This window comes from Dactylosporangium sp. NBC_01737, from assembly GCF_035963215.1.
Lineage (GTDB): Bacteria > Actinomycetota > Actinomycetes > Mycobacteriales > Micromonosporaceae > Dactylosporangium.
This window is the reverse complement of record NZ_CP109153.1, coordinates 11390013-11404283: the sequence shown is the minus strand read 5'-3', so window position 1 is coordinate 11404283 and position 14271 is coordinate 11390013. Positions and strand designations below refer to the sequence as shown.

At 72.7% G+C, this 14271-nt stretch carries 14 protein-coding genes and 3 tRNA genes; 10 read left to right on the top strand and 7 right to left on the bottom strand.

Annotated elements, in window-relative coordinates; genetic code table 11:
- The first annotated feature begins 17 nt into the window (after window positions 1-17).
- Together OHA72_RS52495 and OHA72_RS52490 are read left to right on the top strand one after the other, a co-directional pair.
- Window positions 18-311 carry a putative quinol monooxygenase gene (locus tag OHA72_RS52495; RefSeq protein ID WP_327003610.1) on the top strand — a complete coding sequence of 98 codons (294 nt, stop codon included), beginning with the start codon at window positions 18-20 and terminating at the stop codon, window positions 309-311.
- A 43-nt stretch (window positions 312-354) separates the two neighbouring features.
- The gene (locus OHA72_RS52490) at window positions 355-963 is read left to right on the top strand and encodes a TetR/AcrR family transcriptional regulator (RefSeq protein ID WP_327003609.1); all 609 of its coding nucleotides are present in this window, start codon (window positions 355-357) and stop codon (window positions 961-963) included.
- On the opposite strand, the gene OHA72_RS52485 is transcribed toward OHA72_RS52490, so the two are convergent.
- On the bottom strand, window positions 950-1687 hold the full coding sequence (locus OHA72_RS52485; protein WP_327003608.1) for a VOC family protein: 738 nt from the start codon (window positions 1685-1687) through the stop codon (window positions 950-952). The genes OHA72_RS52490 and OHA72_RS52485 overlap by 14 nt on opposite strands.
- Window positions 1688-1737: 50 nt before the next feature.
- Here OHA72_RS52485 and OHA72_RS52480 point away from each other — a divergent pair, with 50 nt between their 5' ends.
- The gene (locus tag OHA72_RS52480; RefSeq protein ID WP_327003607.1) at window positions 1738-2301 is read left to right on the top strand and encodes a hypothetical protein; all 564 of its coding nucleotides are present in this window, start codon (window positions 1738-1740) and stop codon (window positions 2299-2301) included.
- Between the two features lie 5 nt (window positions 2302-2306).
- Here the strand turns inward: OHA72_RS52480 and OHA72_RS52475 are convergent, their stop codons facing one another.
- Window positions 2307-2633: a YciI family protein gene (locus OHA72_RS52475; protein WP_327003606.1), complete on the bottom strand. Its 327-nt coding sequence runs from the start codon at window positions 2631-2633 to the stop codon at window positions 2307-2309.
- 317 nt (window positions 2634-2950) lie between these two features.
- On the opposite strand from OHA72_RS52475, the gene OHA72_RS52470 reads away from it, so the two are divergent.
- The 3 genes from OHA72_RS52470 (at window position 2951) to OHA72_RS52460 (ending at window position 3231) form a co-directional block, all read left to right on the top strand.
- Window positions 2951-3026: transfer RNA gene (locus OHA72_RS52470), tRNA-Asp, on the top strand.
- Between the two features lie 38 nt (window positions 3027-3064).
- Window positions 3065-3138 (top strand) — tRNA-Ile (locus OHA72_RS52465).
- Window positions 3139-3148: 10 nt separating this feature from the next.
- Window positions 3149-3231, top strand: a tRNA-OTHER gene (locus tag OHA72_RS52460).
- Window positions 3232-3936: 705 nt separating this feature from the next.
- Here the strand turns inward: OHA72_RS52460 and OHA72_RS52455 are convergent.
- Together OHA72_RS52455 and OHA72_RS52450 are read right to left on the bottom strand one after the other, a co-directional pair.
- On the bottom strand, window positions 3937-4611 hold the full coding sequence (locus OHA72_RS52455; RefSeq protein WP_327003605.1) for an MBL fold metallo-hydrolase: 675 nt from the start codon (window positions 4609-4611) through the stop codon (window positions 3937-3939).
- A gap of 179 nt (window positions 4612-4790) precedes the next feature.
- Complete coding sequence (locus tag OHA72_RS52450) at window positions 4791-5336, bottom strand: Hsp70 family protein (protein WP_327003604.1); 546 nt, start codon at window positions 5334-5336, stop codon at window positions 4791-4793.
- Between the two features lie 70 nt (window positions 5337-5406).
- Here OHA72_RS52450 and recD2 point away from each other — a divergent pair, with 70 nt between their 5' ends.
- Window positions 5407-7614, top strand: a complete 2208-nt coding sequence (gene recD2 / locus OHA72_RS52445; RefSeq protein ID WP_327003603.1) for an SF1B family DNA helicase RecD2 — start codon at window positions 5407-5409, stop codon at window positions 7612-7614.
- A gap of 12 nt (window positions 7615-7626) precedes the next feature.
- On the opposite strand, the gene OHA72_RS52440 is transcribed toward recD2, so the two are convergent.
- The 3 genes from OHA72_RS52440 to OHA72_RS52430 are packed head-to-tail and all read right to left on the bottom strand — an operon-like array spanning window position 7627 to window position 10572.
- Complete coding sequence (locus OHA72_RS52440) at window positions 7627-8004, bottom strand: RidA family protein (protein ID WP_327003602.1); 378 nt, start codon at window positions 8002-8004, stop codon at window positions 7627-7629.
- Between the two features lie 5 nt (window positions 8005-8009).
- Window positions 8010-9272, bottom strand: coding sequence for an amidohydrolase family protein (locus OHA72_RS52435; RefSeq protein WP_327003601.1), 1263 nt, complete (start codon window positions 9270-9272; stop codon window positions 8010-8012).
- Entirely contained in the window at window positions 9262-10572 is a 1311-nt protein-coding gene (locus tag OHA72_RS52430; RefSeq protein ID WP_327003600.1) for a helix-turn-helix domain-containing protein, read from the bottom strand. The genes OHA72_RS52435 and OHA72_RS52430 overlap by 11 nt, the downstream gene beginning before the upstream one ends.
- A gap of 103 nt (window positions 10573-10675) precedes the next feature.
- Here OHA72_RS52430 and OHA72_RS52425 point away from each other — a divergent pair, with 103 nt between their 5' ends.
- The 3 genes from OHA72_RS52425 (at window position 10676) to OHA72_RS52415 (ending at window position 14269) form a co-directional block, all read left to right on the top strand.
- Window positions 10676-11881 (top strand): alanine racemase, encoded by a 1206-nt coding sequence (locus OHA72_RS52425; protein WP_327003599.1) that lies wholly within the window; start codon window positions 10676-10678, stop codon window positions 11879-11881.
- 104 nt (window positions 11882-11985) lie between these two features.
- Window positions 11986-13281 (top strand): extracellular solute-binding protein, encoded by a 1296-nt coding sequence (locus OHA72_RS52420; protein ID WP_327003598.1) that lies wholly within the window; start codon window positions 11986-11988, stop codon window positions 13279-13281.
- Between the two features lie 139 nt (window positions 13282-13420).
- Complete coding sequence (locus OHA72_RS52415; RefSeq protein ID WP_327003597.1) at window positions 13421-14269, top strand: carbohydrate ABC transporter permease; 849 nt, start codon at window positions 13421-13423, stop codon at window positions 14267-14269.
- The last annotated feature ends 2 nt before the right edge of the window (window positions 14270-14271 follow it).

The following is a 14271-nucleotide window of genomic DNA, read 5'->3' as shown; positions in this document are numbered from 1 at the left end:
AACTCTGGAGGTCAGTCATGCTGATCGTCGCCGGAACCGGCTACGTCGATCCCCACCACCGCGCCGCACTCCTCGAAAGCCTCGCCCCCGCCCTGCGCCAGGCCCGGACCACGCCGGGATGCCTGGACTACGTGGTGGCGGCCGACCCGATCGAGCCGGACCGGGTCAACATCTACGAGCGGTGGGAGTCCGAGGCGCACCTCGCCGACCATCTGGCCGGCATCGCACGGACGGCACCGCCGATGCCGGAGGTCCGCGGCGTGGAGGTCGTGCGCTACGACATCAGCGGGTCCCGCCCACTCCAGGGCTGAGCAACCTGACGCCGCGTCGGCGGCACGGCATACGATCACAGGGATGCCACCATCGGACCGGACCCCGCATGCCGCGCACCTCGACGCGACCGCGGCGCCGACCGCCCCCCAGCGTGCCGACGGCCGACGCAATCAGGCGCGAGTCCTGGAAGAGGCCTTCGCCGCCTTCGCGGCGCACGGTGCGGCGGTCTCCATCCGCGAGATCGCCCGCCGGGCCGGCGTCAGCACCGGCACCGTGACCCGGCACTTCCCCACCAAGGAGGCGCTCTTCCGGGCGGTCGCACTTCACCGGATCGAGCACCTCGTCCACAGCGCGGAAGAGATCGCCGCCAAGGAACACCCGTCCACGGCCTTCTTCACGTTCTTCGCGTTCCTGGTGCGCCAGAGCGCCGCCGATCACGCCGTCGGCGACGCACTCACCGGCGCGGGCTTCGACCTCCAGTCCGCGGCGTCCACGGCCATCCACGACTTCAACGCGGCGCTGGCGGGCCTGCTCACCCGGGCGCAGCAGGCCGGCGCCGTCCGCGGTGACGCCGACAGCGCCGACCTCAAAGCGCTCATCGCCGGCTGCATCGCCCGCGACGACGACGGGACCGCCCAGCAGCGCATGATCGAGATCGCCTGCAACGGACTCCGCCCTAGCGCGGGGTGAGGAGGCAGAACTCGTTGCCCTCCGGGTCGGTGAGGACCTTCCACGGCAGATCGCTGCGGCCCAGGTCGACGGCGGTGGCGCCGAGCGTGCGGAGCCTGGCTGCCTCTGCCTCCAGGTCGTCGCCCGGGTACGGGCGCACGTCGAGATGGACACGGTTCCACCCGGTCTTCACGTCCGGCGTGCGCAGGAACTCCAGATACGGGCCGACGCCCTTGGCGGAGCGCAGCACCGCGATCTCGTCCGCCACCTCATGCACCGTCCAGTCCATGGCCTCACCCCAGAACCGGGCCATGGCCCGCGGATCCGCGCAGTCGACCACCACCGCCGCGATCGGCCCGGTGTCGCGGTACCGCGGCCGCGGGTCCAGCACGCAGAACTCGTTGCCCTCCGGGTCGGCCATGACCGTCCACGCGACGTCGCCCTGGCCGACGTCAGCCGGCGTCGCGCCGAGACCCCGCAGGCGCGCGACCACCTCCGCCTGGTGGGCGGCCGAGGTGGTGGCGAGGTCGACGTGCACGCGGTTCTTCACCGTCTTGGGTTCCGGGGAGGCGACGAGGTCGATGCAGACGGCGACGGGGTCGGGATAGACGAAGCCCTCCGGTTCGAGGTTCGTCACGCCGGGCTCCTCGCTGGAGACTCCCCAGCCGAGGACCTCCGCCCAGAAGCCGCCCAGCGCGGCGTCGTCCCGGGCCTTCATGTTGATCTGCACCAGCCGCGTCGCCATGCCGGCAATGCTACGAGGCGCCCTTGCGCGGCACGCACACAATGACGGCCGTGAGTGCACCCGCGCCCCGGACCTGGCCGCCGCCGTCCCCGCCCAGGTTGCCACCGGGCTGGCACGGCGTGCACCGCGTCGACCCCGCGGGCCGGCCCTTCCTGCTGCTGCGGCTGCGACCGCTCTGGCGGCGCGCCGCGTCGATCGCCGCGATCGCCGGCATGCTCCTGCTCGCCGCCCTCACGATCGTGATGTACCGGCACGGCGAACGCGGCCCGATCCTCTGCGGAATGGTGTGCATGGTGCTGATCGGGTCGCTCGGCACCGCCGTCATCGCCACGACCCAGGACGCGTGGATGCTCACGCCCGCCGGGCTGTTCGGCGGCCGGGCCTGGGTCGCCAACGGCAGGTTCCGGCGCCCGCCGGAGCGGGTCGCGGCGCTGCAGCTCTGGGAGGACGAGAAGGACGAGACCCTGACGGTCCGCCTGTGGGCGATCTCGTCGCAGGGACGGCACAACGAGATCTTCCAGGAGGCCCTCACCGACGCCAGAGCCGAACCGTTCGCCGCGTGGCTGTCCACCGCCGCCGGCATCCCGATCCTGCCGCGGGTGCCGCTGCGCTGAGCGGCCTACTCGAGGAGGGGCCAGACCTCGACGACGCCCTGCGCGACCGCGCACGGGGTCCGCGACGCGAGCTCGATCGCTTCGTCGATGGTCTCGGCCTCGATGATCCCGAACCCGGCCAGCGGCAGCCCGGCGGACATGAAGGGGCCGTTCTGCACGCTCACCCCGTTGGCGTCATGGTTTCGCACCTGTACGGGTGGCCCCGCCCTCCCCGCACTGGCTCCCGCGGCGAGCATCCGGGCGTCATGCGCGTGCGCCTCGTCACGGACCGCTGGGTCGGTGCGGTCGTAGCCCGCCTGGTCGCCATACCCGATCGTCACGAATCGCGCCACGTCAGCCCCGCCTCCTTGGCATCTCCTTCGGATCGTATGCGCACCCGCTCCACGGCGCAGGGTTCGCGGCGGGAAAACCGGTTTCGCTTCCGTGGCCGCGCTCGTATCGTCGAACGCAGACAGGAACACCTTCACGGCAGGAGCGCACGATGAGGACATGGACCGCCACGGAGATCCGGCAGCTGCGGGCGCGCTCCGTCGCGCTGCCCATTGACCGCATCAGCGATCAGCCGCGACGGCGACGAGGATAGAAGGACCACTCCTCGACGCCGCCCGCCCCGCACAGGGATCCGGGCGGTTTTTCGTTCCAACCCCATGGTGGCGTAGCTCAGCCTGGTCCAGAGCGCGGCCTTGTCACGGCCGAGGTCGCCGGTTCGAATCCGGTCGTCATCGCACCACGGGAGCCCCGCCGCCGGCGGTCCTCCCGGCACCCCGTCGAGGCCGAAGTGGTAGAGGCACCTCGCTGATAACGAGGAGACAGCGCGTTCAACTCGCGCCGACGGGACGTCCCGCTTGGAGGAGCCGGCCGGCTTCGGAACCGCCGCTGGAAACGGCGGGCGCCCCTTGGGCGCCGTGGGTTCGAATCCCACCTCCTCCGCTTGATCCCCGCGCAGCCTTCGGCCGCTCCAGGCGGGGGGCTGCGCCACCCCGCACCCCCCATGCGTCGGCTTCGCCTCGCACTGCCGGCGTGCCGCCTGGCAGGGATTCGCTGCGCGTGCATCCGGGGCCCAGGCGCCGCTGGACTGTCGCCGCCGGACTGGTGCCGCTGCCGCTGCCGCTCGCCTGATGCCGCCGCCGCTGCACTGCCGCCGCTGGGCTGTCGCCGCTGGGCTGCCGTCACTGGGCTGCCGTCACTGGATTGTTGCCGCGAAGGGCGGTCGGCGTTGCTGCTCCTGATGTCACGTGGCCGGCCGTGGTCTCGCCCTTGTCCGGCTTCGTGTGCTCTCGAGTGTTGAACCTGCTCACTTTCCATTCCCGAGGCCGCCCTGCGGCTGGTGCGGCCCTTCATGTCTGCGTCGTTGCTCAGCCCGTTCCCATCGATCGCTCGGTCGGGGGGTCGTCGCCTTCTGCGATGGTGCTGTGGTCAGCCTATCGGTGGGGTCTGACAGTTTCGGGGGCGTTGGGGCTGTCGCGGAAGTGCTGTCTTTGCTGGGCCGCGAAGCGCTTGCCACCCGCGAGGCCGGCGGTGTGACGCGTCCGGCCACCCGCCCCTGGAGGCGGCGGGCGACGCACGGGCGCCATGGAATCGGGACCCACCCGCGGCGGCCTCCGAGCGGGACGGCAGAAGGGCTGCGCCGGATCGTCAGCGGTGGCGGGCGGCGAAGTCGCGGAAGCGGGACACCGGGTCGCCGGTGACGGCCTTGCCGTGGCCGAACACCGCGACCTGGAAGTCGAGCTCGGCGAGCCGGGCCGCGCTGCGCAGCGCCAGGGCGGGGTCGGCGCTGGTCATCTTCGGCGACGCCCGCACCCGGCCGAACATCGCGGTGGCGGCGTCGCCGACGAACAGCACTCCGCCGGCCCGGTCGAGCAGAAACGACACGTGCCCAGGGGTGTGCCCTGGCGTGTGCACCGCCGTGATCCCGGGAACCCCGGTCGGCCCGTCGCCGTCGAGGGCCCGGTCGACCGGCGACGGGTCCGTCCGCAGGAACGGTGCCGTCAGCCGCATCGCCCAGTGGTGCAGGGGTTGCGGCCGTTCCCCGGCGATGACGGCGACGTCCTGACGGTGCGCGACGACCTGTGCGCCGGTGCGCTGCCGCAGGGCGGCGAGCGAGCCCATGTGGTCCGGGTGCTGGTGCGTCATCAGGATCGTGCGCAGGTCGGCGAGGTCGTGCCCGGTCCTGCGGATCGCCAGCGCCAGCTTCCCCGCCTTGCGCGGCAGCCCGGTGTCGACGAGGACGAGCCCGTCGTCGACCTCGATCAGGTGCGCGTGGACGTATCCGATCCCGATCTCCCACACACCGTCCACGATCCGCCGCATCCTGGCCCCTTCCGCCGGCCTCAGCGTGCGCGAACCGGACGGCAAACCGCCCCCGGACACCAGGATTTCACTCTTCGACGGCAGCGCACGGAGCGACCGTGATCGGATGGTGCGACACGAAAGGGTTGGACGGGGATGCGCACGAAGGCGTTCTGAGCGCTGGACACGCGGCCGTGGGACTACGCGCGGCGGCGTTTGCGGAGTTGCCAGACGACGATGACCAGGGTGATCGGGGCTGCGGCGAGCAGGAGCGGGCTGATCGTGGCGCCGGCGAGGATGACGACCGTGAACTGCCACGCCGGTCGGGTGGCCACACCGCGGCGCTCGTCGAGCCAGGCGCCGATCGCGGCGGCGATGAGTGTCGGGGTGGCGGGCAGGCCGAGGACGACGGTCTGCGGGCGCTGCCCGAGCGCGCGGACGGCCTCGTCGTTGACGCGTCGCAGCGTCGCGGCGATGAGGTCGACGACCGTGACGGCGGCGTCGCCGAACAGGACCTCGGTGTCATCGACGCGGCGTTTCGGGTTGGGTTCGAACCTGGCAGGGTCGAGGCGGGCGGCCCTGGTGGCGTCGCGGCCGGTCAGCAGGCGGCCGTCGACCTCGGCGTACACCGCGGAGGACGGCAGCGGCGAGCTGTCGAACGGTATCGGCTGGACCCGGCCCTCTCGCCAGCGCAGCAGCGCGACCGTGTTGGAAGTCCCGGAGCCGACCGTGAGGTGGGCAGACACACGTCCAGCGGGCTCAGGAACCGGGCCGGGTGCTGGCGGCCGGGACGGGTGAGCGGGCACCATGGTCGCCGTGACCGCGACCGCCGCCTCGAACCGTCCGCCGGGCGCCGTCCTCGAGGCGGTGCTGGAGCGGCTGACCTACGTCAACGAGGACACCGGCTACACCGTCGCGCGGGTGGCGACCAGCCGCGGTGGCGACGAGTTGCTCACCGTGGTCGGGGCGTTGCTCGGCGCGCAGCCGGGGGAGAGTCTGCGGCTGCTGGGGCGGTGGTCGAGCCATCCGAAGTTCGGGCGGCAGTTCGAGGTCGAGTCGTACACCACGGTGCTGCCCGCCACGGTGCAGGGGATCCAGCGGTACCTCGGCTCCGGTCTGGTGAAGGGCATCGGGCCGGTGTTCGCCGAACGGATCGTCGCGCACTTCGGCCTGGACACGCTGCAGATCATCGAGGAGCACCCCGGCCGGTTGATCGAGGTGCCGGGGCTGGGCCCGAAACGCACGGCGAAGATCACCGCGGCGTGGGAGGAGCAGAAGGCGATCAAGGAGGTGATGGTCTTCCTGCAGGGCGTCGGCGTGTCGACGTCGCTCGCGGTGCGGATCTTCAAGCAGTACACGGACGCCTCGATCGCCGTGGTCCGCAACGAGCCGTACCGGCTGGCCGCCGACGTGTGGGGCATCGGGTTCAAGACCGCCGACACGATCGCGCAGGCGGTCGGCATCCCGCACGACAGCCCGGAGCGGGTGAAGGCCGGCCTGCAGTACACCCTGTCGGAGGCGACCGACTCCGGGCACTGCTACCTGCCGCAGGAGCAGCTGATCGCCGACGCGGCGAAGATCCTCGACGTCCCGGGCGTGCTCGTCGGCACCTGCCTGGATGCCCTCGTCGCGGAGGAGGGCGTCGTCCGGGAGCGCTTGCCGGGTGTCGATGCGGCGGTGTACCTGGTGCCGTTCCACCGGGCGGAGACGGCGCTCGCCGGTTCGCTGAACCGGTTGCTGCGGGAGCGGGCGGACCGGATGCCGCACTTCGCCGGGGTGGACTGGCCGAAGGCCCTGGCGTGGCTGCACACGCGGACCGGTGCCACCCTGGCACCGGAGCAGGAGCAGGCGGTGCGGCTCGCGCTGACGTCGAAGGTGGCGGTCCTCACCGGCGGGCCGGGCTGCGGCAAGAGCTTCACCGTGCGGTCCATCGTGACGCTCGCGGTGGCGAAGAAGGCGAAGGTCACCCTGGTCGCGCCGACCGGGCGGGCCGCGAAACGCCTCGCCGAGCTCACCGGGCACCCCGCCGGGACGGTGCACCGGCTGCTGCAGCTGCGCCCCGGCGGCGACGCGTCCTTCGACCGGGACAACCCCCTCGACGTCGACCTGCTCGTCGTCGACGAGGCCTCGATGCTGGACCTGATCCTCGCCAACAAGCTCGTGAAGGCCGTCCCGCCCGGCGCGCACGTGCTGCTCGTCGGTGACGTCGACCAGTTGCCGTCCGTCGGCGCCGGTGAGGTGCTGCGGGACGTGCTCGCCGCGGACAGCGTCCCGCAGGTGCGGCTCACGCAGGTGTTCCGGCAGGCGGCGAAGTCCGGTGTGGTGGTCAACGCCCACCGCATCAACGCGGGGAAGCCGCCGCAGCTGGAGGGGATGACCGACTTCTTCCTGTTCCCGTGCGACGACACGGACGCGGCGGCGGCGCTGACCGTCGACGTGGCGTGCACGCGGATCCCGGCGAAGTTCGGCCTCGATCCGCGCCGGGACGTCCAGGTACTCGCCCCGATGCACCGCGGGTCGGCCGGCGCCGGCGCGCTCAACACCCTGCTGCAGCAGCGGCTCACCCCGGGCCGCGACGGGCTGCCCGAACGCCGCTTCGGGGGACGGGTGTTCCGCATCGGCGACAAGGTCACCCAGATCCGCAACAACTACGACAAGGGCCAGGCCGGCGTGTTCAACGGCACCCTGGGTGTCATCACCGCACTGTCCACGGAGGACCAGTCCCTCACGGTGCGCACGGACGAGGACGAGCACATCGAGTACAGCTTCGACGAGCTCGACGAACTCGCCCATGCGTACGCCATGACCATCCACCGCTCACAGGGCTCCGAGTACCCGGCGGTCGTCATCCCGCTGACGACGAGCGCGTGGATGATGCTGCAGCGCAATCTGCTGTACACCGCCGTCACCCGCGCCAAGAAGCTCGTCGTGCTCGTCGGGTCCCGCCGGGCCCTCGCCGCCGCCGTGCGGACCGTGGGCGCCGGGCGGCGCTACACCGCCCTCACGCACCGCATCGGCGACTGAGCGAAGCGGCGGTCAGCCGGTGTACAGCACCGCGTCGACCTCGATGTCGAAGCCGACCAGCGGCACCGGGACGGTCGTGCGCACCGGCAGGTTCTCGGCGCCGAAGAACTCGCTGTAGATCGCGTTCATCGCCGGGAAGTCGGCGAAGTCGCGCAGGTAGACGCCGACGCGGACGGCCTGGTCGAGGCGCGCCCCGGCCGCCTCGGCGACCGCGGCGAGGTTGCGGAACGCGGCGCGCGCCTGCTCCTCGAACGATCCGGTCACGCGGGTGCCGTCCGGCAGCGCTGGGATGGCGCCGGCCAGGTAGACGGTGTCGCCGGCGACGACCGCGTGCGAGTACGGGCCGCCGGGCGGCGCCGCCTGGTCGGACATGACGATCCGTTTGGGCATGTGGGTCAGCCTCTCTTCTCTGCCGGCGTCCCGCGCGGGAACTGCTCCGCGAGGTCGTCCGGGCCGACGATGGGGGTGCTCAGCAGTGCCCGCAGCCCGTCCGCCCGCGCCGCGAGGGCGGAGCGTTGCGCCGGGGTGAGCGGCACCCAGGGCGGCGGATCGGCGGGCAGGCGCGGGGCAGCAGCCGCCCGGCCACGAACGTCGCCTCGTTGACCAGCCGTGCCGGGGCGGTCCGCCGCTGCCGGTGCGCGTCGACGACGGTGAACGGCTCGTCGAGGACCTGCCACGGCGAGGTCCGCCGGGGCCCCGGCGGCGAGCGAACCGCCGGGCAGGCCGAGCGCGGCGGCCGGCCGGCTCGTCGCGGCGGCCACCACCTCGGCCAGCGGCAGCCCGGCCGCGAGGAGCTTCGCCATCGTCGTGGGAAGGTCGAACACCGGCCCGTACAGGGAGCGGGCGTGCAGGTCGGAGGAGACGCTGAACGGGGTGAGCCCGGCGGCCAGCTGCGCCTCGAGGACGTCGAACGCGAAGCCGCCGGAGCCGTGGCCGATGTCGAAGCGCACGCCCCGGCGGTACGCCTCGAGCAGCGACGGCCGCAGCACGGCGGGACCGGCGGCGATCGCGCTGGCGCAGTGGGTCACGAGGTCGCCGGGGCGCAGCAGGTCCAGCACCTCGTCGACGGAGGGCGGGCCGGCCCCGATGTGCGCCATGAGCGGCACGCCGCACGCCTCGGCGACGCGCAGGCCGCGCCGCAGCGGCTCGGTGCCGTGCCGGCCGACGGTCTCCCGGTCGACGCGGACCTTGATCCCGGCGACGAGGTCCCGGTTGGCGGCGACGGTGGCGATCGCGAGGTCCACGTCGCAGGTGTCGAGGTCGCGGCTCTCGCCGGTGCGCCCGGTCAGCCCGACGGCGGCGATGTTGAGCAGCACCGGCACCCGCACCGTCATGGTGCGCACCGCCCGGCGCAGTCCCTCCAGGGTGTACGCGCCGGCGGAGCCCGCGTCGACCCAGGTGGTGACGCCGGAGTACCAGGCGACGGCGTCGGGGTCGATACCCCAGTAGGTCGCCCCGGGGTGGACGTGGGTGTGCAGGTCGATCAGGCCGGGGGTGACGAGGCGGCCGCGCACGTCGAGGACCTCGCGGGCGCCGTCGCGGGGCAGGTCCGGGCCGACCGCGGCGATCCGCCCGCCGTGCACGGCGACGTCGAGCCGGCCCGAGCGCCCCGCCGGGTCGAGCACCTCGCCGCCGGTCAGGAGGAGGTCACCGCCCATCGGTGGCCATCGCCTCGTTGATCGCCAGCCGGTACAGCCTGGTCGGCCGCCCCTTCGGCGTGACCTGGGTGCTGCCGTCGGCGGTCACGAGGCCGTGCTCGCCGAGTTTGCGGATGAGCCGCCGGCCGCTCGGGTCGGTGATGCCGAGCGAGCTGGCCAGGTCGCTCGGTGAGATCGGCTGGCCGTTGAGGGTGCGCTCCAGCGCGGCGAGGCGCGACACCGTCGCCGGGCTCAGGCCGATGCCGCGGGCGAGGGTCTCCAGGTCGTCGCCGTGCCCGCGGTAGGTGTACGTGAGCGGCGTCCCGGCGGTGCCCATCGGGCCGATCACGACGCCGCTGTCCTCGATGAGGTAGGCGACCGGCGAGCCGTCGTGCTCGGCGCGGGCCGCGGCCCGTTCGGCCAGGGCGACGCAGGTCCGTGCGCTCGCGCCGACGCCGAAGCCGGCGACCACCCGCACCCCGAGGGTCTCCTGGGCGCGGGCGAGGACCGGCAGGCTCACCCAGTTGCCGGTCAGCGTCTCGAACAGCGCCCGGTGGGCGAAGACGACCACGCCGCGGCGGTCGCGGTTCTCGATCCAGCCGTCGGCCAGCTCGGGCGTGTTGAGCAGCAGGTTCATCAGTCCGACCCGGGCGCGGTCGAGGTCGGGGGAGTGGTTGACGATGAGGAACACCCCGGCGGCGAACCGCAGCTCGCTGGCCCGTCTGGACTGGATGCGCAGGGCGAGCTCGTGCAGCTCGGCGCGGAGCGTGGCGAGGCCGGCCACGCCGCTGAGCACCGGGAGCTCGCCGTCCAGCGCGGCCATGACGCCGGTGCGGACACTGATGGCGTAGGCGCTGCCGGTCTGCTCGCGGAACCGGCGGTGGAACGCGACGATCTCCTCGACGCCCTGCTCCGGCTCGAAGGGCAGGCACGCGACGTCGGCCCGGTTGAGGCCGAGGGCGTAGGCGACCTGATCGACGGCCTCCTGGGTGAACGTGTCGATGCTCACCGGCGTGGCCGGCAGCCCCCGGATCAGCGCCCGGCTCCATGCGAGGGCGAGGTCGAGCCCGGCGGAGCGGGTCACCGCGACCGTCAGGCCGTCGGGCAGCACGTCGCGGCAGCGGGCGTAGGGCACCGGGCCGAGCAGCAGCCCGTCGACGGTGCGGCGGTCCAGCAGGGCGCGGACGCCGTCTCGGATCTGGCCTTCGTGCTGGTACACCACCCATTCGAGGGTGACGCCGGTCAGGGTGCGCGCCGCGTCCTGGAACAGGCTGCGATGACTCGCGTGCACGACGAGCCCGATCACCATCGGCACCGGCACCGGCGGAGCCCCTTCCATTATGATCCAGCGCAACACAAGCAGGTTCGTAAGTAGCTCGTTGAAGCTTGCGGGTTCGCGGCCGAAGAATCAAGCGGGAGTTGCCATGGACGAAGATCTGCTGGACTGGCGTACCAAGGGATTCTGGCAGCCGGATCCGGTGCGCACGGCCGACTTCCTGGCCGGCCGGCCCGGGCTGTTCGACGGCGCGTTCACCTGGCCGGTGCTGGTCGCCCGGCGGGCCGCGCTGGAGCACAACCTGCGCACCCTGGCGGGCTTCTGCGCCGCGCACGGCCTCGCGTTCGCGCCGCACGCGAAGACGCACATGGCGCCGTCGCTGCTGGACGCGCAGCGCGCCGCGGGGGCGTGGGGCGTCACGGCGGCCACCGCCAACCAGGTCCTCGCGCTGCGCCGCCTCGGTGCGGCCCGGGTCGTCGTGGCCGGCCAGCTGCTCGACCGGGGCGTCCTGCGCTGGCTCGCCGCCGAGGCCGGGGCGGGATTCGAGGTGCTGTTCCAGGTCGACTCGGCCGAAGGTGTACGGGCCGCGTCGGGGCTCGCCCTGCCGGTGCTGGTGGAGCTCGGGCACCCTGGCGGCCGGGCCGGCTGCCGCACGCTCGGCGAGCTGCGCGCGGTGGCCGCCGCGGTGGCCGCCGACCCGGCGCTGCGCCTGGCCGGGGTGGCCGGCTACGAGGGCGGCCTGCCGGACGCCGCGGCCGTGACGGGGTTCCTCGACGGGCTGCGCGCCGCCGTGCACGCCCTGGCCGCCGACCGGCTGCTCGGCCCGGAGGTGATCGTGGCGACCGGCGGCAGTGCCTGGTTCGACCTGGTCGCCGCCCGGCTCGGCGGCGACGCCGGCGGGCCGTGGCCGCCCGGGCACCGGGTCACGACGGTGCTGCGCAGCGGCGCGTACCTGTCGCACGACGAGGGTTTCTACCGCGAGCGCACCCCGTTCAACCGCGTCGAGGGGGAGCTGCTGCCGGCGCTGACGCTGTGGGCGCAGGTGCTGTCCACCCCCGAGCCGGGCCTGGCGATCCTCGGCGCCGGCAAGCGGGACGTCTCCTACGACGAGGGCCTGCCGGTGCCGCGTGTCGTCAGGTCGGCGGCGGGCGGTGGGCGGCCCGGCCACGGCCTCGGCGTGACCAGGGTCAACGACCACCACATGTTCGTCGCCGACCCGCGGGGCGTGCTGCGCCCGGGTGACCTCGTCGGGCTCGGCATCTCCCATCCGTGCACCGCCTTCGACAAGTGGCGGGCGATCCCGGTCCTCGACGATGACGGCACGGTAACGGATGTCCTGAGGACGTATTTCTGAGTGCCGACCTCTTGACGCGGCAGTGACCGGCGTCTCAGGCTAGGGGCCAGTTCAACGAACTATATACGAACCAGGTCCGTATTTACCACTCCCAGGGAGCCTCCATGAGATTTCGCGCAACAGCGCTCGCCGGTCTCCTTGCAGCCGGTCTGGTCGCCGGTCTGGCCGGGTGCGCACCGTCCACGGCACCGGCGAAGACCGACGGCGCGGACAAGCAGACCGGCGCCCTGCGGGTGTGGCTGTTCGACGAGCCGAACCGCGCCCCGAAGGACAAGGTGGTCAACGACGCGATCGCCGAGTTCACCGCCGCGCACAAGGACGTGAGCGTCGAGGTCACCTATATCGCGGTGAACACCCGCAGCGAGCGCTTCAAGGGCGCGTTCAACGACCCGTCCAGCGCGCCGGACGTCGTGGAGTACGGCAACACGGACCTGCCCGAATACGTGGCGGCCGGCGGGCTCGCCGAGGTCGGCAAGGACGTCGACGGCTGGGCCGAGGGCAAGGACCTCGGCGCCGACCTGCGGGCCAGCGCCACCATCGACGGCAAGCTCTACGGCGTGCCCTGGTACGTCGGGGTCCGCGCGCTGTACTACCGCACCGACGTGTTCAGCGAGCTGAGCCTGAACCCGCCCACGTCGCAGGCGGACCTCGTCGCCGCCGCCCGGCAGATCCGGGCCAAGAAGCCCGAGCTGTTCGGGCTCGCGGTCGGCGGCAAGTACACCTTCGCCGCGCTGCCCTTCGTCTGGGACGCCGGCGGTGACCTCGCCACGAAGTCCGGCGACACCTACACCGCCGCGATCAACTCGGCGCAGTCGCGGGTCGGCGTGAAGGCCTACACCGACCTGATCAAGGCCGACAACTGCCCGCCGCAGCAGTGTGCCGACCTCACCGGCGGCAAGACCGTGGAACTGTTCGCCAGCGGCAAGGCCGGCATGGCGATCCTCGGCAACTTCAACCGGGCGGCCGTCGAGGCCGGCGCGGCCAAGGGCAAGTACGCGGTCGTGCCGCTGCCGGGCACGAAACCGGGGTCGGTCGCACCCGCGTTCGCCGGCGGCAACAACCTCGGCGTCATGAAGAGCAGCCAGCGCCGCACCCTCGCCGCAGACTTCATGAAGCTCCTGGCGAGCAGGAAGTACCAGCAGCAGATGTACACCGCGATGGGCAACCTGCCGACGCTGACCTCGGCACGGACCGAACTGGCCGGCAGGGAGCCGTTCCTCAAGCCGTTCATGGACACGATCGCGGCCGGCACACGGTTCGTGCCGCTGCACCCGGGGTGGGGCAAGATCGACGCGCAGGCCGTCGTGCCGACGATGCTGGAGAAGATCGTGACCGGCAAGGCGACGGTGGATCAGGCCACGGACGAGGCGGCGACCGCGATGAACGCGGCGTTCAAGTGACGGTGCTCCCGGTGGACGAGGCGGGCCGGGCACGACCGGCCCGCCGGTCGCCCGCACCCGGCGGGCCGGTGGACGGTCGTGGCGGGCGCCCGGCCACCGCCCGCCGGGCCGCCGCGGGCGGCGGCGCACCCCATGGTGGATGCTGCTGCCGGCCGCCGCGGTGCTCGTGCCGCTGTTCGTCTACCCGATCTACCAGCTCGGCCTGCTGTCCGTGCTGGACTTCCGGCAGGCGCAGGTGAGCGGCGGGCAACCGACCCGCTTCGTCGGCGCCGACAACTACGCGGCACTGTTCGGTGCCGGGCAGTTCTGGTCGGTGCTGCTGGCCACCGTCGGCTTCGCCGCCGCCTGTGTCGTGGCGACACTCGCCGTCGGCGCGGCCCTGGCGGTCCTGCTCACCCGGATCGGCCGGTGGCCTCGGATGCTGCTGTCGGTCGCGGCCCTGTCCGCGTGGGCCGCGCCCGCGGTCACCGGCTCCACCGTGTGGATGTTCCTGTTCGACGCCAACCTCGGCCTGGTCAACCAGGTGCTCGGCCTGGACGGGCACAACTGGATGTACGACCGGTACAGCGCCTTCTCCCTCGTCGGCGCCGTCGTCGTGTGGCACTCGTTCCCGTTCGTGATGATCACCCTGTACGCGGGGATCAAGGCCATCCCGGACGCCACCCTGGAGGCTGCCGCGCTCGACGGCGCCGGGGCCTGGCAGCAGTTCTGGCGGATCATCGTGCCGATCCTGCGGCCGCTGCTCACCATCGTCGTCATCCAGTCGATCATCTGGGACTTCAAGGTGTTCACCCAGATCTACGTGATGACGGGCGGCGGCGGGATCGCCGGGCAGAACCTCGTGCTCAACGTGTACGCCTACCAGCAGGCGTTCGCGGCCTCCGAGTACGGCCTCGGCTCCGCGATCGGCATGGTCGTGATGCTGATCCTGCTCGCGGTGACCGTGCTCTACCTGCGCGCCCTGGGCAGAAGCGGAGAGGCACTGTGAAG

Bases quoted from the DNA above. Each gene is read 5' to 3' on its own strand.
- OHA72_RS52495 (WP_327003610.1), top strand. From the start codon at position 18: ATGCTGATCGTCGCCGGAACCGGCTACGTCGATCCCCACCACCGCGCC.
- OHA72_RS52490 (WP_327003609.1), top strand. From the start codon at position 355: ATGCCACCATCGGACCGGACCCCGCATGCCGCGCACCTCGACGCGACC.
- OHA72_RS52485 (WP_327003608.1), bottom strand. From the start codon at position 1,687: ATGGCGACGCGGCTGGTGCAGATCAACATGAAGGCCCGGGACGACGCC.
- OHA72_RS52455 (WP_327003605.1), bottom strand. From the start codon at position 4,611: ATGCGGCGGATCGTGGACGGTGTGTGGGAGATCGGGATCGGATACGTC.
- OHA72_RS52440 (WP_327003602.1), bottom strand. From the start codon at position 8,004: ATGCCCAAACGGATCGTCATGTCCGACCAGGCGGCGCCGCCCGGCGGC.
- OHA72_RS52435 (WP_327003601.1), bottom strand. From the start codon at position 9,272: ATGGGCGGTGACCTCCTCCTGACCGGCGGCGAGGTGCTCGACCCGGCG.
- OHA72_RS52425 (WP_327003599.1), top strand. From the start codon at position 10,676: ATGGACGAAGATCTGCTGGACTGGCGTACCAAGGGATTCTGGCAGCCG.
- OHA72_RS52420 (WP_327003598.1), top strand. From the start codon at position 11,986: ATGAGATTTCGCGCAACAGCGCTCGCCGGTCTCCTTGCAGCCGGTCTG.
- OHA72_RS52415 (WP_327003597.1), top strand. From the start codon at position 13,421: ATGCTGCTGCCGGCCGCCGCGGTGCTCGTGCCGCTGTTCGTCTACCCG.